Source organism: Candidatus Amarolinea dominans (genome assembly GCF_016704685.1).
Lineage (GTDB): Bacteria > Chloroflexota > Anaerolineae > SSC4 > Amarolineaceae > Amarolinea > Amarolinea dominans.
In genome coordinates this window covers 14,314-40,687 of sequence record NZ_JADIZS010000017.1, presented here as the reverse complement: position 1 = coordinate 40,687, position 26,374 = coordinate 14,314, and the positions used below count along the sequence as shown (strand labels likewise).

Genomic DNA, 26,374 nt, shown 5'->3' with positions numbered 1-26,374 from the left:
ACGATGACTCAGCCGGAGGCAGGCTGGGTCGAGCTGCGCTCTGCTTTTTCATGCGCCGCGGCGCTGCCGGTCGTCTCTTTGCCGCTTTCTTTGCCTGTCTCTTTGCCGCTTTCTTTGCCGCTTTCTTTACCGGTCTCTTTGCCGCTCTCTTTGCCGCTTTCTTTGCCGCTTTCTTTGCCCGCATCTTTGCCGCTCTCGGCCTTTGCAGCGGACGGGCCGGTACTGCTCCTGCTGCGATTATCGGTTACGTAAAAGCCTGAGCCTTTGAAAATGACACCAACCGGCTGAATGACGCGCGCCAGCGCGTTTTCGCCACATTCCGGGCACAGCGTTAGCGAAGCATCCACCATACGCTGTACGCGCTCAAAGCGAATTTTGCAGTTGCGACATTCATACTCATACAGTGGCATAAACTACTCCGCGGCTTGATTTCAATGTTATTCCGATGTTATTCCGATATTCATGTCTGGCTGGTACAATTAAGCCTGAATCTACCAATGGTCTTGTGGGTAATTTCCAATGCCTGGTGGCGCAAAAAATCTGTGGCTCACGTAGGCCCAAATAGACTGGCATCAGCGTCTTATGGGTCACAAACGGGCGTCATTATACACGAAGCGCAACCCTTTGACAAATGCCCCTACAAAATCGGTCTTCGTCACGACGGTGATGGCAGACAAGCGAACGGCGTTTCCTTCGACATGGGTATTCGTCTTACCGTTCGGGGTGGTGTGATTGCTTGACACTCTGTATATGGCTCCCAGAAAGAAAGGTTCGATCATGACTATACAATCTGGCCCGCCCGGCACGCGTTCATCGGTTGCGACTAGCCGGTTAATCGGAGGCATGTTGACACGACTCGCCCCTGGGCTGAGTGTGGCCGTCGTGTTGGCCGCCAGCCTCCTGTTCGTGCTACTCGCGGGCGCCACGGCGGCCGCTCCACCGCCTGGCCCTGTCGCGGCGCCTCAACCGCCAGCCGCCCTGGGCGACAATTCCCTGACGTTGACCACCGATGGCCGCGGGCTGACGGTTGATCTCCGCACGAACGCCTACGAATTGGAATCGGTAACGCTGGATGGCGCCCCCTTTGTGCGCCTGTCCGCGCCCGATACCACGCCCATGGGGGACCCCGGCACTCCTGAGATTCCCGTGCGCAACGTCCTGTTGGCCGTGCCCGTTGGCGCCACCGTCAAATTGACGGTCTTGGCGGCGGAGAGCGAGACGATACCGCTGACTGGCGCCCTGGCGCCGGCGCCATCGGCCTCACCGCGCCCGGCCGCGGCGAATGACACCTTCGATGCCCGCCCGGACGGCCTGGATTATGTTTATTTGCAGGACCCGGACCTTTCCCAACAAGATGCCTGGCTGCCCGCTGTCCTGGCCAGCGTGGACGGCGACAGCTACCTGCGTGAGCAGCGCGTCGTGCGCCTCTCTCTGCGCCCATTCCAGGTCAACCCAGGGCAGCAGAGCCTGCGCATCGTACATCATTTGCGCGTCAGGATTGACTTCGTCGGCCAACCGGTCCTGGCGGCAGACGCCTCGGCAGTCTCCCCGTACGAGCCTATTCTGCGCAGCCAACTGTTGAACTATGAGCAGGGTAAGGCCTGGCGCGTGACGCCTGCCCAGGTTCCACTGGCCGCCCGGCCGGCCGCCGCACAGATTCGCCGTCCACAGGACACGGGCGAACGCTGGCGCGTGGAGGTAGATCATGATGGCCTGGTGGCGCTCGACTATGCCACCCTGCGTGACGCCGGCGTGCCGGTTGACAGCCTTGACCCGCGCCATTTCCGCCTGTGGCGCGATCAACAGGAGGTGGCACTCCTGGTTGAAGGAGAGAGTGACGGCCGGTTCGATGCAAGCGATCGGATCATCTTCTATGGCCAGCAGACGCAATCGCGTTACACCACGATCAACGTCTACTGGCTGACGCAAGCCAGCGCGAACGGCCTGCGCATGACCACACGCAGCGCGCCGCCACAGGTGGGCACGCCGCCCGCCGGTTTCTGGCGCTCGATTCACTTTCAGGAGAGCCACTTTTATCTCAGTGACCTCCCACGCGAGGAAGGCGCCGATCACTGGTACTGGGCAAGTTGGTCAACAGGACGCCGCGGGGCCGCACCCACCCACACGATCACCGTCACGCTGCCTGGTCTGCTGCCTGATGCGGGCGGAACGCTGACGGCCACCCTGCGCCCGAACGTTTACGGTCAAAGCAGCGACTACTTCATCAATCCCGACCATCATCTGCGCTTTCTGGTCAATGGCATCTTTGTCGGCAATGCCTATTTCGATGGCCTCAGCCCGTTTCAACAAACCTACATCTATAATCAGAGTCTGCTGCAGACCGGCGACAACGTCTTTCAGCTCAACGCCGTGTCCGACATCGGCATGGAGCAAGAGTCCGGTCACGTGCAGTGGTATGAGGTGGGTTACTGGCAGGCGGCGCGAGCTTTGGATGACCAGATCGAATTCACCGGCGTTTCTCCTGTGTATCAACTGGCAGACTTCAGCGGCAACAACCTGCTGCTGCTCGACATCAGCAACCCGCTGGCGCCTGTGCGTTTGACCGATTACACACTGGAGCCGGCTGACAGCCTGGTCAGCGTGCGCTTCAGCGATGGCGGCCGCGCCGCGCGCTATGTGGCGCAGAACAGCGCCCTGGCGTCCGCGCCGCGGGCGGTGAGCGCGGATACGCCTTCCAGCCTCGGCGCCACGAGCAACCAGGCCGACATGATCATCATCAGCCCTGAGACCTTCCTGGATTCACTGGCGCCCCTGGTCAGCCTGCGCCAGAGCCAGGGCCTGCGGGTGTCGGTCATCAACGTCCAGGATGTATACGATGAATTCAGCGGCGGCGTCTTCGACGCGGAGGCGCTGCACAGCTTTCTTGCCTATGCCTACTACAATTGGCAATCGCCGCCGCCGCGCTTCGTCCTCCTCGTTGGCGACGGGCACTACGATTTCAAGAATTTCCTGGGAACGAACGCGCCCAACCCGATGCCGCCCTACCTGAAAATGGTTGATCCCTACCTGGGCGAAACCTCCTCGGACAATCGCCTGGTCACGGTTGCCGGCAGTGACGTGCTGGCAGACATGGCCATCGGGCGCCTGCCGGTAAACACCTACGACGAAATCAACGCCCTGGTGAGCAAGATCGTCAACTACGAGACAGTGCCTCTGAGTGGCGACTGGTATTTGCGGCATCTGTTCATCACCGATAATCCGGACGGCGCCGGTAATTTCTGGAATCTTTCTAACGCCGTGGCCGATGTGCTGGTGCATGCGCCGTATGTGGCCAACAAAATCTATTTCGGGCAGCCGCCTTTCACTTCGCCGCTGGCGACTCGTCAGGCCATCTTGAATGCTTACAACCAGGGCGCCCTCATCGTCAGCTACGTGGGTCATTCGTCTATCCCCTGGTGGGCAGCCGAAATCCTGTTCAGCACCACCCAGGTGCCTCTGTTGAACAACGAGGAGCGAACCCCGATCATGCTGCCGATGACCTGTTACGATGGCTATTTCCACGATCCGCGTTTCCCGTCGCTGGGGGAGACCGTGGTGCGTGTCAGTGGACGGGGCGCAGTTGCCAGTTGGTCCGCCACCGGGCTGGGCGTGGCTCACGGTCATGACTACCTGGAGCGGGGCTTCTACACATCGGTCTTCATCAACGGTAACCCCAGCCTGGGCGATGCCACCACGGTCGGCAAGGTGAACCTCTACACCAGTGACCCCCGTTTCCTTGACCTGGTTGACACCTATCTCCTCTTTGGCGACCCGGCCATGAACGTCGCGCTGATTGACACCGACCTGCAGGTTAGCGATCAGGTGGCGCCTGCCGGCCCGTTGACGCAGGGCGAGCGAGTGACCTACACCATGCACTACACCAATGCGGGGCCGGCCGCCGCTGCCAACACGCAGTTGACCCTGGAACTGCCGGAGTCGCTGCTCGCTGTTTCGATTGACTCGTCGGCGCCAATCACGGCCGACCCCATCACGCCTCATGTTTGGTCCCTGGGCGCCCTGGCGGCCGGCGCCACCGGCGCGGTCACGGTCACGGCACAGGTCAGCCCAGATGTGACGCCGGCCGACCTGCCGCTGATCATCGGCGGCCATTTGCGGACCACGTGGCGCGAGCGCACCCAGGCCAATAACGGCCAGTCCTACACGCTGCAGATGGCGCCGGCCGATCCGGCCGTCAGCCTGCTGACGGCGCCGGCCAGTGTGATTCAACCCGGCGATCGGGTCACCTTCACCATTGGCTATGTCAACCAGGGCGCGGGCATTGCGACGCAGGGCCTGTTGACCTTCCCGCTGCCCGCCGGCGTGCTGGCGCCGGTGATCACCTTCAGCGGCCCTGCGTTGACCGCCGTGCCTGGCTCAGCGTTCGCCTGGCGTCTGCCCGATCTGCCGCTGGGCGCCGGAGGCCAGGTCATTGTCGCGGTCACGGTAGATCCAAATCTGGCGCCGGGTCAGAGCGTCATCGCGGGCGTCGTACACCTGAGTACCGCCTGGCTTGATAGCAACACGGCCAACAACCAGGCCAGCGCCTCGCTGTTGGTCAATGTGGTTGACGCCTACGAGCCGGACGACGGCCTGCTGCAGGCCAGTTACCTGCTGGCGCCTGGCGTACAGATGAATCACACCTGTCACCGCGCCGGTGATGTGGACTGGATTCGTTTCGACGCCAGGTCGGGCGTCGCCTATTACCTGCGGACATTCAACCTGACCGGGAGCGGCGACACTGTCATCTCCCTGCATGACAGCTTGGGTAACGAGTTAGCCAAGAATGACGACTATCTGCCGGGAAGCCGGTGGTCAGGGATTGATTGGACGGCCGCGATAACCGGTAAATACTTCATGCGCATCATTGGCAGTGGAGAACCGTGGTGCGGCTTCCGCTACGATGTGCGTATCACCACCTCGCTCGTCACCTTTCTGCCAACCATAGGCAAGCTGGCGCCCGCAACGAGACTTGTAAGCCAACCGTAAGGTCGTCTTACTTGACCCTGCCTGTCGTGAAGCTATACTGTCGGGTGTACTGATCATTTAGAATTTTCAGTACACCCGACAAGCATTGCAGCCATGCATGATACGATCTGGACGGCTCGTTCGGAATCGCGCATGCAAGAATCGTATATTCGTGTAGGTTGGTCATGTCACGACATCTTTCGCTCGCTACCAGGCAGATTCCCTCCACACTCATGCCAATCCGTACCTCAACCGATATTCTGTCATATGGTCATTGGGAAGGGCGTCATCCAGTGCATAACCGTGTTCTCATCATCCGCTCCGAACCAGCGTTGACTTCGGAATTACTCATCCAGACCTATCGCGACCGGGGATATTTGGTGGAAGCTGTCACAGCGAGCTTGCCCCGTGAAGATATTTTACGCGCCGCCGGGGATAGTCAAATTGCGGTCGTTGAACTGCGCAGCGATGATTCGCCTATGTTCGAGCTGTGCGAATATCTGCGTGCCCATTGGACAGGGCCTTTGCTCATTCTCACCTCAGCCTTCGCCAACGCGGATGTCGTGCGCGTCTACCAGATGGGCGCTGACGGACATTATCCTTACCCATGCAACATGCGTGTGGTCATGGCGCGCACCGAGGCGCTTCTGCGCCGTTCACAGGGAAAACTCCGCGTCGAAGCGCGCCACTAGTAGTTGGCTTTCATCCCCAGATACCAGCTCCGCTGACCGAACTCCATTATCCGTGTATCCGTGTCCACCCTTGTGAATCCGCGTACCAACTCCTGTTGCATCACCCACGCCGGTTCTTGTAAGCAAACCGTAAACGAAAAACAGTTGTTGGGCGTATGCCACCGTGTTACAATCACCCCGACAAGAGAGTATCGTTTTTTTCTGTGCATGGGCATGGGCCGCAACACAGATCGTATTTCAGGAGGATCACACATGAATCGAATGATTGACACAGCCAACCGACAGACAGCCAGCAAGCCGCTCACCTTGATGGTGCGCACGCTGCTGGTGCTCGCCTTTGCCGGCGCTCTTTTCCTGCTCCCCGCGGCGCCGATTGCATTGGCTGGCAATCCCGACACGCCGCTCGATATCTTGTACCAGGCCGGCACCTGCGAAGACCCAAACTACGCCATAGCCGTTGCTGGCGTGGGTCTCAATGGCGCCACTTCCGGCGCCATGTCGTTGACCATCCCTGCCACCGCCACGGTAGTGCAGGCCTATCTGTTCTACGTGGGCTACGACTCCACTGATACCAGCGGCGGCGACCCCAACATCACCTTCCAGCGCGACGCCCTGGCGATCAATCCGATTGTCGCCATTGACCAGGGCGGCCCGGCCTTCTGGCAAACATCCAAGTGGGCCTGGGCCTTCCGCGCTGACGTCACCAGCTTCATTGCGGCTGGCGCCCACACCTACACGGTCGCGGGCTTGAACGCCTTTACGTCGCCCGTCCTGAAGACCGAAGGCGCCGAGTTGGTAGTCGTCTACAAGGATGTCAGCGCCGGCGCCCAGGCAGTTTACCTCTACGCTGGCATGGACATGGTGCAGACACGCAGCGGCCCGCCCGCGGGCGCCGGCTCGATTCCCGTGGTGGTTGGACCTTTTGACACGGCTTCCGTCGTGCGCACCGTCAAACTCAACACCATCGTGGGCGGCGGCAACCTGAACCCGCTGAGCAACGAATCTGCGCTGTGGTACTCTTCCGGCCTCGTAGTGCCTCCAGGCGACATCTACGGCGCAACGCTCATTGCCAACAACCCGTTCGTCGGCGCCCAGGGTAATTACTGGGACAGCCACGCCAGCACCGCCAGCCTACCGATTGGCGACAAGGTTGTGGCGGTGCAGGTTGAGTCCAAGGACCTCAACGGCGCAGCGCTGGAATGGATTGCGCAGACGGTGGAAATCCCGCTGGCCTGCCCGACCGTCCAGGTTACCAAGACCCTCACCAGTAACAGCTACGTGCTTGAGGGCGGCCAGGCTACCTTCCGCATCAACGTGGCAAACACCGGTAACACCAAGCTGACCGTTGTCCACCTGCATGACGCTTTCGACACCGTGCATCTCAACTACAACACGGCGAACCCCACGCCCAACACCTTCAGCGAGCCGTTGGGCACTATTGACTGGACCGATTTGACCGGCGTAGCGCCCAACGGTTTCAATCAGGACCTGATGCCGGGTCAGCAGTTCACCGTGACGGTCACCTTCAATGCGGCCGTGGCGAACGGGTTGATCCCGGTTCTCAACACGGCCAATATCATCACCTCGACGACCAAAGACGAGAATGATCGCAACCCACCGCCCAGCACCAGCACCACCCAGGTCATTATCGTCAAGCCCTCGATCCTGTTGGAGAAGACCGTAACAACCCAGGCTGGCATCTGCCCCGGCGCCGAAAACCTGGACGTACCGATGGGTTCCACGGTCAAGTACTGCTACCGCGTCACCAACACCGGCGACACCTACCTGGTCAACATTGTCATCACTGACGACAAGATTCCCGGCACGATCGGCACCATCCCTGGTCCGTTGGCGCCCGGCGCAACCTCGACCTTTGTCTCTGCCACAGCCGTGATCAACGCGGATACGCTGAACACCGGCACCGCGACCGGCACGCCCAGCACGTCGGGCGGCACCCCTCTGCCCAACATCCCGAATGTCACCGACACCGACCCGGCTAATGTCCGTGTGACCGGCAAGATCGGCGACTTTGTCTGGAACGACCTCAATAATAACGGTATTCAAGACTCCGGCGAAACCGGTCTGCCCAATGTGCTGGTCAATCTGTATGCGAACAGCACCTGCACAGGCACCCCGTCGGCCACACAGACCACCAATGCCAGTGGCTTCTATCAATTCATCAATCTGCTGCCCGGCAGCTACTGCGTGCAGGTGGCCGCCAGCAACTTCAGCGGCGCCGGCGCGCTGGTCAGCTGGAACACCAGCCCCAAGGACCAGGGCGGCGATGACACCAAGGACTCCGACGGCGATGTGTCTACACACAATGCCCCGGTGACATTGGCTTCGGGCGCAACCGACAACACGATTGACTTCGGCTTCTGGAACCCCAGCAGTCTGGGCGACTTCGTGTGGAACGATGTCAATGCCAACGGTATCCAGGACAGCGGCGAGGTTGGCATCAGCAACGTCAAGGTGAATCTCTATAATAATGGCACCTGCACCGGCACGGCGCAAGCCACCACCAACACCAACGCCAGCGGTCTGTATTCCTTCACGAACCTGATCCCAGCCACCTACTGCGTTCAGGTGGATAGCACCAACTTCAGCGGCGCGGGCGTGCTCTTGGGTTGGAACAGCAGCCCCAAGGACCAGGGCGGCGATGACACCAAGGACTCCGATGGCGACACCGTCACCCACAACAGCCCGGCCATCAGCCTGGCCGCCGGCGCCAACAACCCGACGATTGACTTCGGCTTCTGGAATCCGTCCACCCTGGGCGACTTCGTGTGGAACGACATCAACGGCAACGGTATCCAGGACAGCGGCGAGACCGGTGTCAGCAATGTGACCGTCTACCTGTACAACAACGGCGCCTGCACCGGCAGCCCCATCAACTCGACAACGACGAATGCCAGCGGCGCTTACAGCTTCACGAACCTGGTGCCCGGCACCTATTGTATCGAAGTCGCCAGCATCAACTTCAGCGGCGCCGGGCCGTTGGTCGGCTGGAACAACAGCCCCAAGGATGCGGGCGGCGATGACACCAAGGACTCCGACGGCGACGTCAATCATCGGTCGCCGGCCATCACCGTGCCCGCGGGCGCAACCAACACCACGATTGACTTCGGCTTCTGGAATCCCAGCAGCCTGGGCGACTACGTGTGGAACGATGTCAATGCCAACGGTATCCAGGACGGCAGCGAAGTGGGCATCAGTGGCGTGACCGTCAACCTGTATGCCAATGGCACCTGCACGGGCAGCGCACAGAGTTCGACCACAACCAACGCCAGCGGCGTCTACGGTTTCAGCAACCTGGTGCCTGGCACCTACTGCGTCGAAGTAGCCTCGGGCAACTTCAGCGGCGCGAGCGTCCTGGTCGGCTGGAGCAGCAGCCCCAAGGATCAGGGCGGCGATGACACACGCGACTCGGATGGCGACATCGTGACCCATCGGTCGCCGGCCATCAGCCTGGCCGCCGGCACGAACAACCCGACGATTGACTTTGGCTTCTGGGATCCGAGCAGCCTGGGCGACTTCGTCTGGAACGACTATGACGGCGATGGTATCCAGGACGTGGGCGAGCCGGGCCTGGCCAATGTCACGGTCAACCTGTTCGCCAACGGCACCTGCACCGGCGCAGCCCAAAGCACCACCACGACCAACGCCAGCGGCATCTACGGCTTCAGCAGCCTGGTGCCCGGCACCTACTGTGTACAGATTGTCGGAACCAACTTCTCCGGCGCCGGCGTCCTGGTGGGCTTCAACAGCAGCCCCAAGGATCAGGGCGGCGACGACACCAAGGACTCCGACGGCGACACCATCACCCATAACAGCCCGGCCATTGCGCTGCCGGCTGGCACCGATAACCCGACCATTGACTTCGGCTTCTGGAAGCCCGGTCAGATCGGCGACTTCGTGTGGAACGACATCAACGGGAACGGCGTGCAGGATGGGGGCGAAGTGGGCATTGCGAACGCCACCGTGCGTCTCTATCCCAATTCAACCTGCACCGGATCGCCGCAGGCCACCACAACGACCAGCCCCAGCGGCCTGTATACTTTCTCCAACTTGCCGGCCGGCAACTACTGCATCGAAGTAGTCACGGCGACCGGTGTCTTGATTGGTTGGAACGCCAGCCCGCAAGATCAGGGCGGCGACGATACGAAGGACTCGGACGGCAACCCCATCACGCATATCGCACCGTTGGTGCTGGCGCCGGCGCAGACGAACACCACCATTGACTTCGGTTTTTGGAACCCCTCCTGCCTGGGCGACATCATCTACACCGATTCCAACGGCAATGGTACCCAGGATGGCTGCGCCGATCCCAACAACCCGCTGAGCTGCGCGGAGTCCACAGGTATCAGTGGCGTGCCCATTATCGTCTCAGGCCCCAACGGCTTTAGCGCCTCCTTCCTGAGCGGCAGCTCCCCAGCGGGCGTCTATCGTCTGAACAACCTGCTGCCCGGCACCTACACGATCAGTGTGCCGGCTGCGATCAGCCCGAACTTCATTCGCACCACGGCCAGCCCGCGCGTCATCACGCTCACGGCTGGGCAGTGCGACCTGTCGGTTGACTTCGGCTACATTGGCCCCACCGGCATCAACCTGCAGCGCTTCGACGCCGCCTGGCAGAACGGCTCCGCCACCCTGGTGTGGCAGACCGTGAGTGAAAACGGCGTGGATGGCTTCGACATCTACCGGGCGCCGGCGATTGACGGCGAACGCGAACGCGTCAACGACGCCCTGATCCTGGTGCAAGGCGCCGGCGCTGTCTACACCTTCGTTGACACCTCGGCCATCCCGTCCAAGGACTACTTCTACTGGCTGGTCACCCGACCGGGCGATGAGGTTCTTGGTCCCTGGCACCTGGCGCCTACCATCGCCCCGCGCATGTTCTTCCCCGGCATTCGGCGCTAACACAGCGCTCGCCTTCAACTAGATACACCCGGAGTTCGCAAGAACTCCGGGTGTCTTTTTTTCTGCGCCAGACCATCCGAGCCTCAACATCCCCGGCGTTTGCATCCTCAGCCGTTGATTTTCAGCCCACAAAACAAGCAACGCCTTTTCTTGGGCATGGCTCATCAAAGGTACTACGCGCTGGCAAAACCAAAACACCGGGGGTACCATTGTCAAAGGGCGTTCCGACATCTAAACTGTGACCAGATTCGAGCGTCTACGCTCACGTTTGTTGGAGATTGCCTCATGGCCACAGTCACATACCGGATCAGAACCTGTGTTACCGCGACGTTCCTGCTGAGTTTGCTGACCGCCGTTGTTCATCCACTACCCGTCACTGCTGCAGCGCCGCAGTCTGGCAGCGCATACCGGGTGACTGTGGATCGCACCGGCATGTACCGCCTCACCTATTCTGACCTGGTCAATGCCGGCGTGCCCGTGGCAGACCTGGCGCCGCAGCATCTGCATCTTACTTCCGGCTACCCGGCGGTTGAAGTTGCCAGCGAGATCACCGGCGCCAGCGACGGACGCTTCGACCCGACGGACGAGATCCGTTTTTACGGGCAGGCGCGCGACAGCAAGTATGGCGCCATGAATACGTACTGGCTGGCCTACGATAATACTGACGGTGTGCGCATGGCCGTGCGCAACGGTACCCCCGCGAATGGTACGACGCCGTCAGCCTTCCAAACCACAGCGATGTTCGAGCAAGACCTGCTCTACCGCTCCTCACTCCCTTTCCTGGACCAGGCCGATCACTGGTTTTGGGATGGCTGGGCGGTTGAAGCCGGCCACAGTCAGACCATCTCCTTCACGCTTCCGGTAACCAACCCCGTCGCGGCCGCGGCCAGCCTCCTGGTGGCCTACCAGGGCGAGTTCTTCTCCTACATCGTATCGCCCGATCATCATGTGCAGGTTGTCCTGAACGGCCATCTCCTGGGTGAAGCCACCTGGGATGAGGCCCTGCCTTTCAACAAGACCTTCAACTTCGATGGAGGCTGGTTGCTCAGGGGTGATAACACCGTGGCGATCACGGCCTTTGGCGACACCGGGCTGGCGGTTGAGAGCGGCTACGTTGATTTCATGACCCTGACCTATCAGCGCACCTTTGCCAGCGCCGGCGCTGGCCTCCAATTCGATGCTGATGGTCCCGGCGCCTGGCATCTGCAGGCAACCGGTTTTGGCAGCAGCCAGGTTGTCGTTTACGATGTGACCAATGCAGACACGCCCCAGGCCATCAGCCAGGTGCGCGTGCAGCCGGCAGGCAGCGCCTTCACCCTTGATTTCAGCGATGTGGTCACCGCCGAGACGCACTATGTAGCCGTCGGCGACAACGGCTGGCTGACGCCGCGTGCGATTCAGGCTGACACACCGTCCGACCTGCACAACAGCGCGAATGGCGCCGATTACATCGTGATCAGCTACCCCGATTTCCTCAGCGCCGTGCAGCCATTGGCCGATTATCGAGCGTCCACCGGTCTGCGGGTCAAGGTGGTCAATGTTCAGGACGTGTATGACGAGTTTGGCGGCGGCCTGCTGAGCGCCGAAGCCCTACATGATTTCCTGCAATTCACCTATTCCCAATGGACACCTCCCGCGCCCCGCTATGTGCTCCTGGTGGGTGACGGTACGTACGATTTCAAGGACGTGGCCGGCCGTGGCAATCAGACCTTCATCCCGCCCTATCTGGCGCTGGTAGATGCCCTGAATGGCGAGACCGCGGCCGACAATGACTACGTCAACTTCGACAGTGATCCCCTGCCAGAAATGGCTATCGGGCGCTTCCCGGTCAAGACGGCGGCCCAAACCAGCACGATCGTCAACAAGGTGTTGGCCTATGAAGCAACGCCTGTCACCAGTGATTGGATGCGCAAAGCCACGTTGGTTGCCGACAAGTACGATCCGTTGGCCGGCAATTTTGCGGCGCTGTCGGATGAGGGCCTGGCCTATTTTCCCCCGGAATACAGCGTGGATCGCATCTACTACGGCACGGCCTCCTATCCCACGGCGCAGACGGTCTACAATGCGCTCCTCGGCGCGGTCAACAACGGGCGTTTCTTGGTCAACTATACCGGTCATGGCGACAGCCGTTCCTGGGGCGGCTCGCTCCTGCGCTCCCTGCACGTCAGCAACATGGTCAACGGTAACCGCCTGCCCGTCATCACCACCATGGGCTGTGAGGTCGGCTACTTCATCTTTCCGTATTATGATGCGCTGAGTGAGGTGCTCGTCACGCAGGCAGGCGGGGGCGCGGTCGCCACCTGGGCCGGCAGCGGCAGGGGCACCTCGATCGGTCAGCAATGGCTCTACAAGGGTTTTCTAAGCGCCGTGTTCGAGCAGGGCGTCAATGAACTCGGCGTGGCGCTTGACCTGGCGAAGCAGCATCTCCTGTCGAATGCCCCCCAGTGGGTCAGCCTGGTTCACACCTTTCATCTCTTTGGGGATCCCGCGCTGCGCTTCCCCATGCCGCGGGCAGAGACCAACGTCACGATGACAGCCACCCCGACACAGCCCAGGGCCGGCGAGATGATTACTCTCACGGTTGCTTTTGCCAACCAGGGGCAGTTGGTGGCCCGCAGCAGCCAACTGACGGTGACGCTGCCGTCCGAAGTGATCGGTGGACATTTCTTCACAGAGGGCAACCTGGGCGAGGTTCGCTCCGCCGGCGCGCAGTCCACCTTGACCTACTCCCTGGGCGATCTGGCCGCTGGTCAAACCGGCACGCTCTACGTGGTTGGCACCCTGGCCGTCACCCTCAACCCTGGGACCCCCCTGAGTGTGGCGGCGCAGGCCAGATCGGTCAATCCCGACGGAAACCCGCAAAATAACGCCTTTGACCTGACCGTTACCGTTGGTCAGATACAAGGAAGCCTGGGCGGCGTCAATTTTGTTGATACGAATGGCAACGGGCTGCGCGATGGCGACGAAGTTGCGGGCCTCGCCGGCATCCCGGTGGCCATCCTGAACGGCAGCGGGGCGGTGGTCAGGCTGACCACGTCGGGTCCAATGGGCGCCTGGCGCGTGGACGGGCTTGACCCAGGCGCCTACAGCGCAGCCGTTGATCCACAGGGGCTGGTAATCACAACACCGAGCCACGTACCGGTAACTCTGGAGGCCGGCGCCTCGATCCTGGATGTGTACTTCGGGTTCCTGCAGCCCACGGCTGTCATGATTGTCAGCTTCGAGGCTGCCGCCAACGATGACAACATCCTTGTCAGCTGGCAGGCGATTTCACAGCGTGGCGATGAACTGTACCAGGTGGAACGCTCGTTGCAGGCGGAAGACGGCTATGTTCCGGTCAGCCCGCTGCTTGCCAGTGCAACACACCCCGATGGCCGTTTTACCTGGGAGGATGACCAGGTCGAAGCCGGTCAGGTTTACTGGTACAGACTCGTAATCCAGCCTGGAAACACAATCGTAGGCCCGGTGGCCGGCTATGCGGGCGGCCAGCATTTGTTTATCCCCCTGGTTAGCCGCTGAGCAAACACGCAGGCCCCAACAAGCCGCATGACGAACGAGATGAACGGGTGGTTGATCCACGGATCCCACCCGTTTTTTGCGGGCTTTTTCGTCGCGATCTGCAACGGGAATAGCGAAAAATTGACGTGACAAGGGCTTTGGCTATAATATAGAATCATGTTGTCAAAACTGAATCCGGTTGGTATCGTTCAACAACATAGACAGACAGTATTAGATTACAGGGGTTACGAAAGGAGTACGGACCATGCTTTTCGTGCGTGAACTCCAAACAGATGAACGCCAGGCTCTTGACCAAGCGGCCAACAATCCCTCCCTGGATTGGTCACAACGCGCACGCATCATCTTGCTATCGGCGGCCAGCAAGACGGTTCCTGACATTAGTGCAGAAGTGAGGCTTCACCCCATTAACGTGCGCAAGTGGATCCACCGCTTCAATATGCGCGGCTTGGCAGGCCTGCGTTCTGGCAAGTCACCGGGGCGCCCGCCGGTATTTTCGGAGACACAGCGCCAGGAGATCGCCGATTTGGCCCACGCCAACCCGAGGGAGGTTGGTTCGGCTTTCGATCGCTGGTCGTTACAACGCCTCCGTGAACATCTCATGACGCACAACATCGTAGGGTCAATCAGCGCCGAGACCGTTCGTCAAATTCTTCTCGACTGAACCACCCGCTAACCTCAATTCACGACCATCCATAGCCCTGCTCACAAGGCAGGGCTTCTTGTTGCCTGGCATCTGGGCAGAGCGATCGGCGCCCAAAACCCCTCCAGCGTTTCTTGGTACCACCGCGCTATTGAGTTTGGGCATGGAGTTTCGTACTATGTGAAATACCAGGAGATGATTATCTCTTTTCAATTCACGCTCCCAACCTCAGGAGGAACCATGTTATTTGTACGCAAGCTCACGGAGAATGAGCGTCAAAAATTGGCGGATGTCGCAATCTCCCATGCCGCCTATGATTGGGCACAGCGCGCACGCATCGTACTGCTCTCGGCCCAGGGGCGTTCAGTACCAGAGATCGGCGACGAAGTGAATCTGCACCCGATCAACGTCCGCAAATGGATTCACCGTTTCAACGCGTATGGGGTCGAGGGACTGCAATCTGGCAAATCGCCCGGTCGCCCGCCCGTATTTTCCGAAGAACACCGCGATCGGGTTCTCTCCACGGCGCGCAAGAACCCGCGTGACTTAGGGCTTCCATTTGACCGCTGGTCGTTGCAAAGACTGCGTGATTACTTGATAGAAAGGCAATTGGTGCCATCCATCAGCGCCGAAACCGTGCGCTTGATTCTCTGGTCGCATGGTTTGCGCTACAACATGCGGCAAGAGTGGAGAACACCATTTACGTTTGCCTGGCTGGAAGAGTTCGAAGGCGTGCGCGTGGGCGCCATGCGCTAGTGCATGCCAGTCTTCACCGCCAGGCGCTAGTGCGCGCCAGTCTTCACCCCCAGGCGCTAGTGCGTGCCAGTCTTCACCCCCAGGCGCTAGTGCGTGCCAGCCTTTGGCGCCAGGCGGTTGTCGTCCCCGCATCAACGCCTTGCCCCTGCTGGCTCGCGCTGACCGTCCCCTTCGATGTCCGTGTTCGAGACCCCCGATAGCACCGACACCTCTTTCTGTAAGTTTATCCAAGCCACCTGCCAAAATCAACGATCTGTAAGCCAAAGGTAAGGTAAAGACGTTGACTTCACTGGTAAAGTAGCCTACAATTAAATTGTCCGGCTACCAGGCATAAGCAGCCAGGCCGACCCCCGGATTGACGCCCTACCTGCATGAGAGAGCCGCTCTTCGAGCGCTGTTTGGAGATACTTACAGATGATACGAAAATCAGCCTATGTGATTTTCATGTTGTGTTTTGTGATCGGTGCGATGGCGCCGGTTGCTGTCGGCGCTGAGGCCATGACGGCGCCTGTTGAGCCTGCGACCCCGGCTATCGGAGTCAGCTACAAACTCCAGGTGGCTCAGGAAGGTATGTATCGGCTAACCTACACCGATTTGCAAACAGCCGGTTTGCCGGTTGACACACTCAACCCGGCGCAACTGCAAATCTTCGCAGGCGGTTCAGAAATTGCCATTTTCGTGGCCGGTGAGGGCGACGGGATCTTTGATTCCAGCGACTATGTGGCTTTCTACGGCAAGCCAGTTCACACGCTGTACACCGATATCAACACCTATTGGCTCGTGTTTGGCGAAGCCAACGGCCTGCGCATGACCCAACGCGATGTGACGCCAGCCGGCGGCGTGCCGCAGTCCGCCTTTGCCACCACGATGCATTTCGAGGACAACCAGTTGTACGATGGCAAAATACCAAGCACCGAAGGCGGCGACCACTGGTATTCGTCGAACTACTTCTTCCTGCTCTGCTCTACGCCCAGCACCTGCCCAACGCAGACGCTGAGTTACCCAATGAACCTACCCGGCCTGGCCAGCGGATCGTTTGCTGCCAGCCTGCATGTCGCCCTGCGGGGGGTCTGGTCGAACCCGTTTGTCAATCCCGATCACCTCGTGACGTTCTATCTGAATGGCACGTTGCTTGGCGACGTCTCCTGGGACGATTACGAACTAAGTAACACCACCCTCGCCTTCGATCAGTCCATTTTGCAGATCACGAACACCGTGACCGCCACGGCCGTGGTCGTTGGCAGCGGCGTTCAGGACCAAATCTACCCCGACTGGTTTGAACTGACGTATCATGATGTGCCTGCAGCGCGCAGCGATGTGGCCCGTTGTGACGCCGATAGCGCCGGCACGCTGGCTTATGCGATTGGCGGTTTTACGGACTCCAACATTCACGCCTTCGATGTGACCGATGCAAACCACCCCACACGCCTGGTCAACGCCGCTGTCACCGGAGCGCTGGCACCCTTTACCCTGGAATTCTCTGATGTGCGCGCGGCGCCGAACAGCCGTTGCCTCAGTTTGGCCGACGCCGCCTTTCTGACGCCCCTCAGCATCACCCTGGACACCCCTTCGAATCTGAAAGCGTTAACGAATGGCGCCGATTACCTCGTCATCACGCACCATGACTTCCTGGCCCAGGCAACCCAATTGGCCAATTATCGTGCCAGTCACAATCAGTACGCCACGGCCGTGGTTGATGTGCGGGATATCTATGATGAATTTAGCTTCGGCCTGATGAGCCAGCAAGCGATCAAAGATTTTCTGACCTTTGCCTACAACAACTGGCAGCCCCGCCCGCAGTTCGTCCTCTTGATGGGGGACGCAACCTACGACCCGAAGGGCTTCAGTGCAATACCCGATCAGGTCTTTGTTCCCGCTTTTCTTGCCATGAGCGATTCCTTCATGGGAGAAACGGCCGCGGATAATCGCTACGTGGACGTAGACAATAACAAGATGCCCGATATGCACCTGGGACGCTTCCCGGTCAACACCGTGGCTGAAGCTCAAGAAATGGTGGATCGCGTCGTGAGCTACGAAGCCCAGGCGCCCGATCAAGCGTGGAATCGTCGTGTGATCTTCGTAGCCGACGACGCCGATGGCGCCGGCAACTTTTCCGAACACAGCAACCTGGTTGCAGATCATATCTTGCCAGCAACCTTCACCCAATCCAAGCTCTATTTCCGTGTCAACTACACCAGCGCCAGCGCCCTGCGTACCGCACTGCTCAATGGCATCAACAGCGGCGCCTTGTTCGTCAACTACAACGGCCACTCCTCCATTCCCTACTGGGGCGGTGAGCGCTACTTCCGCACCAGTGACGTGGCGACGCTGACCAACGCCGGACGCTGGCCGGTGATGCTCCCCATGACCTGCCTCGAAGGGTACTACATCGTGCCCGGGTACAAGTCGCAGGGAGAGACGGTCGTGCGCACCCTGGGGCGAGGCGCCATTGCCAGTTGGTCGCCCACAGGCCTGGGCGTGGCAACCGGCCACACCGAGCTTTACACCGGCTTCTATGAGGCTATTTTCGAACAGGGCATCTTACAGCTCGGGCCGGCCACCACCGCCGGCAAGCTCAAGCTTTTCAATACCAGCAGCCCATTCAAGGAACTGTTGGACAACTACATCCTTTTCGGCGACCCTGCGCTGACCCTGGCGTTGCCCGCGGCCGATCTTGGCATCAGCAAATCTGTGGAGCCGGCCGGCTCTGTAGCGCCAGGACAGCCGCTGACGTACACGATTACCGTGAGTAATACCGGACAGTTGAGCGCCAGTGGTGTGCGCATCACCGAGACGCTGCCTTCTGAATTGAGCAATGTGGCTTGGAGCGCCAGCCATGGCGATGTCATCCTTGAAACGGGCAGCAACCTGGTCTGGACCGTCGCTGCGCTGGCAGCCGGGGAACAGCGCACCATCACCCTGAACGGCGCCGTCACCAACACGATTACGTCAACCACGATCATCACCAACACCGCCCAGGTGAGCGGCGACCCGCCCGACCGGCGCTCAACAAATAACAGCGCCACGGTGACAACCCAGGTGGCGACAGGCGCCTCGGATCTGGGTGGCCTGGTGTGGGCCGACATCAGCGGTGATGGCTCACCCAACGAAAACCCACTGATGGGTCTGCAATCCTTTGTCATCGCCGTTCTCGATCAGGGCGGCGCCACCGTCGCCACTACCCTCAGTAACAGCAGCGGGCAGTGGAGCATCAATGGGTTGCCACCCGGCACCTACAACGTTGTGATTCAATCGCTGCCTGGCTTCATTCCGACCACGCCGACCAGCCGCATCGCCATTGCGACACCCGGTCAGAACCTGCTCAATCTCAACTTCGGCTATGTCGTGCCCACCGGGGTTGGACTGAGTTCGTTCACGGCCAGTGTGGAGGGCGCCCAGGTGCGTGTGGCATGGACCTCGCTGCGTGAGTTGAACCTTGTTGGCTACTACGTGTATAATAGCCCCACAGCAAATGGCTTGCGAACCCGGATCACGAACGAAATCGTTCCAGCCCAGGGCAACGCCAGCAGCTATGTGGCCCTGGATCCGGCTGGAAACAGCGGCGAGTTCTACTGGATCGAAGCAGTTGCCCCCGATGGCAGCACCTGGTACGGCCCCACGGCGGCGCAAGCGCAGAATTGGCACCATGTCTTTCTGCCTGTTGCGCAACGTTAGCGCCCTGCCTGCGTCTTAGAAAGAGGTAATATCGGTACCGCATCGTGGCCTTGCATCGTTACCAGGCACTGGATCGTTTTGTAATCTGACAGACAAATGGCGATTGTCGGTAAGGCCGAGCCGACACTCGCCTTTGCCCTTTTTTGCGGTCTGCCACAGGCAGACTGACATTGCGCGACACAGGAGGTGGCTTATGACTCACCCGCGTTCTCCCCTGCAACTTCATCCGGAGGCTGCGCCGCACGCCCGCGGATCTGCCCGGCAGGTAATCCGCTCTCAGCCCTGGCTGCTGCTTTGCGGTATCATCCTGCTCTTGCTTGGCCTGGTGCTGCAACCCGGCGTTACTTCGGTAGGCGCCGATCGGGAGGCGCCCATTGGCATTGATGACGCACCACTCCAAACCGCGCGCGAGTGGGGCACGTGCTTTGACCAACTGGACGGTGGCTACGGCGTGGTTGCCTCCGGAATTGGCCTCGATGGCTTGACGTCAGGAACGATTAATATCACCATTCCTGGCAACGTGTTCAAGGCCTATTTGTATTGGAACAACGCCACGACACTGATCAATGGCTCCAACTTCAATGTGACGCTCAATAGTATACCGGTCACGTCCGACGGAGATTACTTTGGCAAGTGGAGCAGTGTCCTCTACGCCCATGCCTATTGGGCCGACGTTACAGCCCTGGTCACCGGCCCCGGCGCGTCCAGTTATCTCATCTCCGGCGTAACCATCGGGTCCTATAGCAACGGTGCTGCGCTGGTTGTTGTCTACAAGCAGACTGGCCGCTTGCCGTACCACGTCTGGCTGAACGAGGGTTTGGACATCGCCCGTGGCCACTTCGGCCCACCGACGCTGGCCGCCGGAACCGACCCGACCGAGTTCTCCGGTGTGGATGCCTACGATCAGACTCCTCCTGGCAGCGCGCGCCAGGCTCTCACTTGGTCCGTGGTTGGCGGTGTCCAGCCCACACAGGGTTCTGGCCTGTGGGGTCAGCAAGGTATTACCGGCACCTTGCCCATCACGTCCGACCTCTTCATTACCGGAACGTTGATCGCCAACAATCCGTACATTGCCAATCGCGGCAATTATATGGATGTTTACAGCACAACCATCACCGTGCCTGTCACGACCACCTGGCAGTTGCTGCAGGCAGAATCCAAGGACACCAATTCGCCCGATCTGGAGTGGATCGTCCAGACTTTTGAGATCCAGCTCAGCGGCTGCGCCTCGACGCCGACGCCAACGCCGACGCCCACGTTGACGCCGACGAACACCCCGACGCCGACACGCACGCCGACGCCGACCAATACGCCGACAAACACCCCGACGCCGACGCCAACGCCGACGGACACACCCAAGCCGCCGACGCCGACGCCGACGCCCACGGATACGCCGACGCCGACCCCGACGAACACGCCAACCAATACGCCGACGCCAACCCTGACGCCGACGAACACGCCGACGCGTACACCGACGCCGACGCCGACGCCAACCCTGACGCCGACGAACACGCCGACGCCGACACCGACGCCGACGAATACCCCAACGCCGACACCGACGCCGACGAACACGCCGACGCGTACACCGACGCCGACACCGACGCCGACCAATACGCCAACCAACACCCCGACGCCGACGCCAACCAATACGCCGACGGGGACCGCAACTAATACACCGACGCCGACGCCGACGCCGACGAACACCCCAACCCCGACCCCCACGAACACCGGTACGGCAACCCTGACGCCGACGCCGACCAACACCCCAACCCCGACGCCGACGCCGACCAATACGCCAACGCCGACACCGACGCCGACCAATACGCCAACCCTGACGCCGACGCCGACTAATACGCCCACCCCGACGCCGACGCCGACCAATACGCCAACCCCGACGCCGACGCCGACCAACACCCCAACCCTGACGCCGACGCCGACGCCGACGAACACCCCAACACCGACGCCGACGCCGACCAACACCCCAACCCTGACGCCGACGCCGACCAACACCCCGACCCCGACGCCGACGCCGACCAATACACCGACGCCGACACCCTCCAATACCCCGACGAACACCCCGACGCCGACGGCGACGAACACGCCGACGCCGACGCCGACGCCGACCAATACACCGACGCCGACCATCACCCCCACCGCGACGCCAACGTGGACGCCGGGCGGCCCCACTGCCACACCGACCCCGACTGCAACGAATACTCCCACGGTCACGCTGACGCCGACGAATACCCCGACGCCGACCAACACGCCGACGCCGACGCCGACGCCGACCAACACGCCGACGCCGACGCCCACCAACACACCGACGCCGACGCCGACCAACACGCCGACGCCGACGCCGACCACACACCGACGCCGACGCCGACTAACACGCCGACGAATACCCCAACGCCGACGCCAACGCCGACGAACACGCCGACGCGTACGCCAACGCCGACGAACACGCCGACGCTGACGCCGACCAATACGCCGACGCCGACGCCTACCAACACCCCGACACGTACGCCGACGCTGACGCCAACACCGACGCCGACCAACACACCGACGCCGACGCCGACGCGTACGCCGACGCCGACCAACACGCCGACGCCGACGCCGACCAATACACCGACGCCGACGCCGACGCCGACGAACACGCCGACGACGCCGACAACACGCCGACGCCGACGCCAACCAACACACCGACGCTGACGCCGACCAACACACCGTCGCCGACGCCGACGCCGACCAACACACCGACGCCGACGCCGACCAACACGCCGACGAATACCCCGACGCGTACGCCGACGCCGACCAACACGCCGACGAATACCCCGACGCGTACGCCGACGCCGACCAACACGCCGACGAATACCCCGACGCGTACGCCGACGCCGACCAACACGCCGACGAATACCCCGACGCGTACACCGACGCCGACTGTGACCAATACCCCGACCCCAACGCCGACGCCGCTCTGCCAGCCGGATCAGTATGAGCCGGACAACAGTTACACCAGTGCCACCCTCCTACCCACGAATGGCTCGGCTCAGGTACATAACTTCCATGTCACCGGTGACCAGGACTGGTTCCGTGTCAATCTGCAGGCCAATCGCGCCTACACCTTTACCACGTTCAACCTGACGCTGGGCGCGGATACCATCATGCGCCTCTATGACACGGATGGCACTACGCTGCTCATCACCAACGATGATTACACCGGCGGTGGCGTAGCTTCGCAGATCGTATTCGTGGCGCCTGCTCAGGCGACATACTATCTGATGGTGCGCGACTTCTACAACCGTGGTGACTGTCTCGGTTACTCCATCAAGGCCGAGCCAGGGCCGTTCCGCCAGTATGTCCCGGGCATCATCAATATCCTGCCGCGTACGCCGACGCCAACCCCAACGGCAACGCTGACGGCCACTCCGACCCGGACGCCGACCCGCACCCCAACCCGCACGCCGACGCCGACCGTAACGCGTACCCCAACGCGCACGCCGACGCCGCCCGTCGGTGGTGATATTGACATTCCGGGCTTGACGCACGCCAAGGGTGTGGCGATCAACCCGCTGACCAACCGCCTGTACCTGGCGAGCCGCGACACCGATGAACTGTTCGTGGTCAACGCCAGTACCTTGCAGACGATCATCAAGATTCGTGTCGGCGACGAGCCATTCGGTGTCGCGGTCAACACGGCGACCAACAAGGTCTACGTCAACAACTATGTGGACGGAACCGTCTCCGTGATCAACGGCGCCACGAACAGCGTCATTGCCACGGTGCAGATTGGCCCTGAAACCACCTTCCTGGACATCAACCAGACCACCAATCGCATCTACAGCATCAGCCACGCCTGGGATGTCATGGGGATCATCAGCGGCGTGGATGAGCGGCGCCTGGCGCTCAAGTGGTCCGGTGGCGTGGGCGCTTGGGGCGCAACCGTCAACGAAACCCTGAACCGCATCTACACGACTAACCGTGACACCGGTAACATCGCCACGCTTGACGGTGTGACCGGCAACACCTTCGAAGACCAGTCGGTGTCGCCGTTTGTGGGCGCCATCCCGTACGCCATCCACTACGCGCCGTCGCTCAGTCGGGTCTTCGTCATCATCGGCGAAGGCGACATCCCGTTCCGCCTGATGGCCTACCGCACCACCGCGCAGGGTCTCACCCCGGCCGGCCAGGTGGATATGCCGCAGGATCAAGCAGATGGCGGCGGCGGCCTGATCGTCAACCCGACCACAGGCCATGTCTTGCTGGTCAACAGTAAGTTGAACCAGGTGCGGGTGTACAGCTACAACGGCACCACCAACGCCTTCACCTTGCTGCGCACGGTAGCCACGGCCCGCAACCCGTTCATGCTGGACGTGAATCCGACCAACAACCGGGTCTATGTCGGTTCTCGTGACCAGGCCAAGGTGACCATCTTCACCGACAACTAGCGTCACTCATCACTTCGACACCTGTCGCCTCCGATGGCAGGTGTCGAAGCACAACAGTCAGGCGGGGGTTGTACGAGCAGAGTTTTCTGACTTGTGCGACCTCCGCTTTGTTTTTGGGGCAAGCACAGGCGCGGCGTCACCTGAGTTGGTTCAGGGCGTCATGTTGTGTACAATGACGTCACCATTCCCCCGTTCGATTCCCCCTGTTCCACATAGGAGACGACAAAATGCGACTTCGACACCTGACCCTGACCCTGGCCCTGCTTGTGGGCATCAGCCTGATCGCTTTGCTGGCTATCGGCGTGGCCGCCAGCGCGCCGCCAACCCTACCCGCTGCGCAGATATTGCTCGTGCAGTCCGCGCAACCGGCATTGGACCCGGCCGATGGCTCGGTGCTCCTCACCCGTTCGCCAGCGCCGCCATCCGCCCTGCGCCCAGGCGAACTGGAAACGATGCACTGGGAGGTTCTGGGCTATGGTGGCGCCACGCCCAGCCACGTGACCTACGCTCTGCGTAACTTTGACTCCAGCCAGGTCATTGAAACAGCCACCTACCTGAACACCAGTGGGCTGAACGTGACCCGCACGTTTCAACTTCCGGTGACCTATACCGTGCCCATTTCGTTGACGCATGAACGCTACATCGCACGGGTCGAGTATTTCTCGGACAACGGCTTCGAAGCAGCGGCCGAGGTCGTCTTCTTCGTCACCCAGGACACGGGTGATTTGCGCATCGTCAAATTCGTGGATGCCAACGGCAACGGCGTCCAGGAGCCGGGCGAGAATGGGCTGGCCGGCGCAATTTTCACCCTGCGCTTCCCGCCTCCCTTCTCTGAGGTGTTCACACGCACCACCACAAGCAGCGGCATCCTCTCGTTCACACACCTCGGCGTAGGCACGTACACCGTGAGCGAGATCAGTTGGCCGTCTGGCTATGAGCCAAGCATCTCGCCCGCACAGCAGTTGGTGCAGATTCAGAACAACGTCACCGCCACGCTGTTCTTTGGCAACTGGCCGTGGACGCCCACGCCCACCAATACGCCCACACCGACGAATACGCCGACGAACACGCCGACGCCGACGCCGACCAACACGCCGACGCCGACGAATACCCCGACGCCAACGCCGACCAACACCCCGACGCCAACGCCGACGAATACCCCGACGCCGACGCCGACGAATACCCCGACGCCGACGCCGACGAATACCCCGACGCCGACCAACACGCCGACCCCGACGCCGACCCATACGCCAACGCCTACAGCCACCCCGACGAGTACGCCAACGCGCACGCCAACGCCGACCCGCACCCCGGCCCCGCGCTATCTCCCGTTGGGCGCCAACGATTACTACCTGGTCCCGCGCGGCTGCATTGCCGGCACGAAGGTCAACGCGGCCTATGCCGGCCTGGGCGGATGGACCATCCGCGTCCGCCTGAGTGATGAGGCGGAGCCGGTTTACACGCGTGTCACCGATGCCAGCGGCCGCTTCCGCTTCGACAACCTGCCCTGGGGCACCTACACCCTGTGGGAAGAGATGCAGACTGGCTGGGAACCGCTCTCGCCGGCTCAATTCAACGTGACCCTGGCGCAGACCGGCCCCTGCATCGAAGTGCGCTTCCGCAACCGCCTGTTGCCGACCGCGACGCCGACCCCGACGCCCACGCCGGTCATCTTCCCTGACATCACCGGCATTGACCATCCCAAGGGCATGGCCCTGCACCCCAGCACCCAGCGCCTTTACGTGGCCAGCCAGGCCCACAACTGGGTTTATGTGATAGACACCGCGGCCAACAATGTCGTGACGACCATTCCGGTGGGCGCCCGCCCCTTTGGTGTGGCCTACAATGCCACGACCAACAAGGTCTATGTGGCGAACTTCGACAGCAACAGCGTATCGGTCATCAACCCGGCCACCAACACCGTGATCCGCACCATCTCGATGGCGCCCTACCGCGAGCCGTGCTGGGTGGCCGTCAACCCCATCACCAACCGCGTCTATGTGACGCTGCACGGCGATGGACGTCTGGCCGTGATTGACAGCGTCAATGACACTCTCTTGACCACGGTTGGCGTTGGCGCCGGCGCATGGGGACTGGCCGTACACCCGAACTTCAACCGCATCTACGTCGGGTTGCGTGACATTGACCGCGTCATGTCGGTGAACGGAAACACCAACCTGATCGAGCCGCTGCTCACGCTGTACCCGGGCGGCGAACCGTTTGGCATGACCCTCGATGCCACGCGTAACCAAATGGTGGTCTCCTACGCTGTACGCGGAGAGCCGGATCAGCGGGTGCGCTTCTATGGCCTGAGCGGCGGCGGCGCGACCCAACTCGAGTCGGTGCTGGTGGGCAGCAGCGGCGACGGCGGCGCGGGCCTGGCGGTCAACCCCAACAACGGCCATATCATGGCGGTCAATGCCAACGACGACAGCGTGACTCGCCTGAGCGGCGTGCTGCGCGAGCCGATCAGTCTGCGGATGACCGGCGATTTCCCGCTGGCTGTCGTGGTCAACCCGGCCAACAACCTGGTCTATGTGGGCAACCGCCTGAGCAACACCATCAGCGTCTTCTACGACTTCCCGGCCCTGGCCGAGATTCGTCGAACCTATCGCTGACGCTAAGACTGAACGAATTCTTTACCACAGAGAGCACAAAGAGCACAGAGAAGTCGCCCACGGGCGGCGAACCTGCCGCTTCTTTGTGCTCTCTGCTTCGGGCGTGTCATTCGTGGCTGCGGTGCGCTCCGTTTCCGAATTGCC

The 26,374-nt window shown here is 61.2% G+C and carries 12 protein-coding genes; 10 read left to right on the top strand and 2 right to left on the bottom strand.

Annotated elements, in window-relative coordinates; all coding sequences use genetic code 11:
* Positions 1 to 8 precede the first annotated feature (8 nt).
* Positions 9 to 410: an FmdB family zinc ribbon protein gene (locus IPF85_RS12580; RefSeq protein WP_343408436.1), complete on the bottom strand. Its 402-nt coding sequence runs from the start codon at positions 408 to 410 to the stop codon at positions 9 to 11.
* A gap of 433 nt (positions 411 to 843) precedes the next feature.
* Here IPF85_RS12580 and IPF85_RS12575 point away from each other — a divergent pair, with 433 nt between their 5' ends.
* The 8 genes from IPF85_RS12575 to IPF85_RS12540 all read left to right on the top strand — a co-directional run bounded on the left by IPF85_RS12575 (position 844) and on the right by IPF85_RS12540 (position 21,640).
* On the top strand, positions 844 to 4,986 hold the full coding sequence (locus IPF85_RS12575) for a C25 family cysteine peptidase (protein ID WP_343408435.1): 4,143 nt from the start codon (positions 844 to 846) through the stop codon (positions 4,984 to 4,986).
* Between the two features lie 272 nt (positions 4,987 to 5,258).
* Positions 5,259 to 5,657, top strand: a complete 399-nt coding sequence (locus tag IPF85_RS12570; protein ID WP_343408434.1) for a hypothetical protein — start codon at positions 5,259 to 5,261, stop codon at positions 5,655 to 5,657.
* 252 nt (positions 5,658 to 5,909) lie between these two features.
* Complete coding sequence (locus IPF85_RS12565) at positions 5,910 to 10,577, top strand: SdrD B-like domain-containing protein (protein WP_343408433.1); 4,668 nt, start codon at positions 5,910 to 5,912, stop codon at positions 10,575 to 10,577.
* A 285-nt stretch (positions 10,578 to 10,862) separates the two neighbouring features.
* Positions 10,863 to 14,096 carry a C25 family cysteine peptidase gene (locus IPF85_RS12560; RefSeq protein WP_343408432.1) on the top strand — a complete coding sequence of 1,078 codons (3,234 nt, stop codon included), beginning with the start codon at positions 10,863 to 10,865 and terminating at the stop codon, positions 14,094 to 14,096.
* A gap of 244 nt (positions 14,097 to 14,340) precedes the next feature.
* Positions 14,341 to 14,757: a helix-turn-helix domain-containing protein gene (locus IPF85_RS12555; RefSeq protein WP_343408431.1), complete on the top strand. Its 417-nt coding sequence runs from the start codon at positions 14,341 to 14,343 to the stop codon at positions 14,755 to 14,757.
* A gap of 219 nt (positions 14,758 to 14,976) precedes the next feature.
* On the top strand, positions 14,977 to 15,492 hold the full coding sequence (locus IPF85_RS12550) for a helix-turn-helix domain-containing protein (RefSeq protein WP_343408430.1): 516 nt from the start codon (positions 14,977 to 14,979) through the stop codon (positions 15,490 to 15,492).
* Between the two features lie 414 nt (positions 15,493 to 15,906).
* Positions 15,907 to 19,167, top strand: a complete 3,261-nt coding sequence (locus tag IPF85_RS12545; protein WP_343408429.1) for a C25 family cysteine peptidase — start codon at positions 15,907 to 15,909, stop codon at positions 19,165 to 19,167.
* Positions 19,168 to 19,360: 193 nt separating this feature from the next.
* Entirely contained in the window at positions 19,361 to 21,640 is a 2,280-nt protein-coding gene (locus IPF85_RS12540; RefSeq protein ID WP_343408428.1) for a DUF3344 domain-containing protein, read from the top strand.
* A 27-nt stretch (positions 21,641 to 21,667) separates the two neighbouring features.
* On the opposite strand, the gene IPF85_RS12535 is transcribed toward IPF85_RS12540, so the two are convergent.
* On the bottom strand, positions 21,668 to 22,114 hold the full coding sequence (locus tag IPF85_RS12535) for a hypothetical protein (protein WP_343408427.1): 447 nt from the start codon (positions 22,112 to 22,114) through the stop codon (positions 21,668 to 21,670).
* On the opposite strand from IPF85_RS12535, the gene IPF85_RS12530 reads away from it, so the two are divergent.
* Positions 22,107 to 23,612 (top strand): pre-peptidase C-terminal domain-containing protein, encoded by a 1,506-nt coding sequence (locus tag IPF85_RS12530; protein ID WP_343408426.1) that lies wholly within the window; start codon positions 22,107 to 22,109, stop codon positions 23,610 to 23,612. The two genes, IPF85_RS12535 and IPF85_RS12530, sit on opposite strands and share 8 nt — an antisense overlap.
* Positions 23,613 to 23,839: 227 nt before the next feature.
* Complete coding sequence (locus IPF85_RS12525; protein WP_343408425.1) at positions 23,840 to 26,230, top strand: SpaA isopeptide-forming pilin-related protein; 2,391 nt, start codon at positions 23,840 to 23,842, stop codon at positions 26,228 to 26,230.
* Positions 26,231 to 26,374 lie beyond the last annotated feature (144 nt).

Excerpts from the sequence above, each read along its gene's own strand:
- IPF85_RS12580 (WP_343408436.1), bottom strand. The coding sequence starts at position 410 with ATGCCACTGTATGAGTATGAATGTCGCAACTGCAAAATTCGCTTTGAG.
- IPF85_RS12575 (WP_343408435.1), top strand. The coding sequence starts at position 844 with ATGTTGACACGACTCGCCCCTGGGCTGAGTGTGGCCGTCGTGTTGGCC.
- IPF85_RS12565 (WP_343408433.1), top strand. The coding sequence starts at position 5,910 with ATGAATCGAATGATTGACACAGCCAACCGACAGACAGCCAGCAAGCCG.
- IPF85_RS12560 (WP_343408432.1), top strand. The coding sequence starts at position 10,863 with ATGGCCACAGTCACATACCGGATCAGAACCTGTGTTACCGCGACGTTC.
- IPF85_RS12555 (WP_343408431.1), top strand. The coding sequence starts at position 14,341 with ATGCTTTTCGTGCGTGAACTCCAAACAGATGAACGCCAGGCTCTTGAC.
- IPF85_RS12550 (WP_343408430.1), top strand. The coding sequence starts at position 14,977 with ATGTTATTTGTACGCAAGCTCACGGAGAATGAGCGTCAAAAATTGGCG.
- IPF85_RS12545 (WP_343408429.1), top strand. The coding sequence starts at position 15,907 with ATGATACGAAAATCAGCCTATGTGATTTTCATGTTGTGTTTTGTGATC.
- IPF85_RS12540 (WP_343408428.1), top strand. The coding sequence starts at position 19,361 with ATGACTCACCCGCGTTCTCCCCTGCAACTTCATCCGGAGGCTGCGCCG.
- IPF85_RS12525 (WP_343408425.1), top strand. The coding sequence starts at position 23,840 with ATGCGACTTCGACACCTGACCCTGACCCTGGCCCTGCTTGTGGGCATC.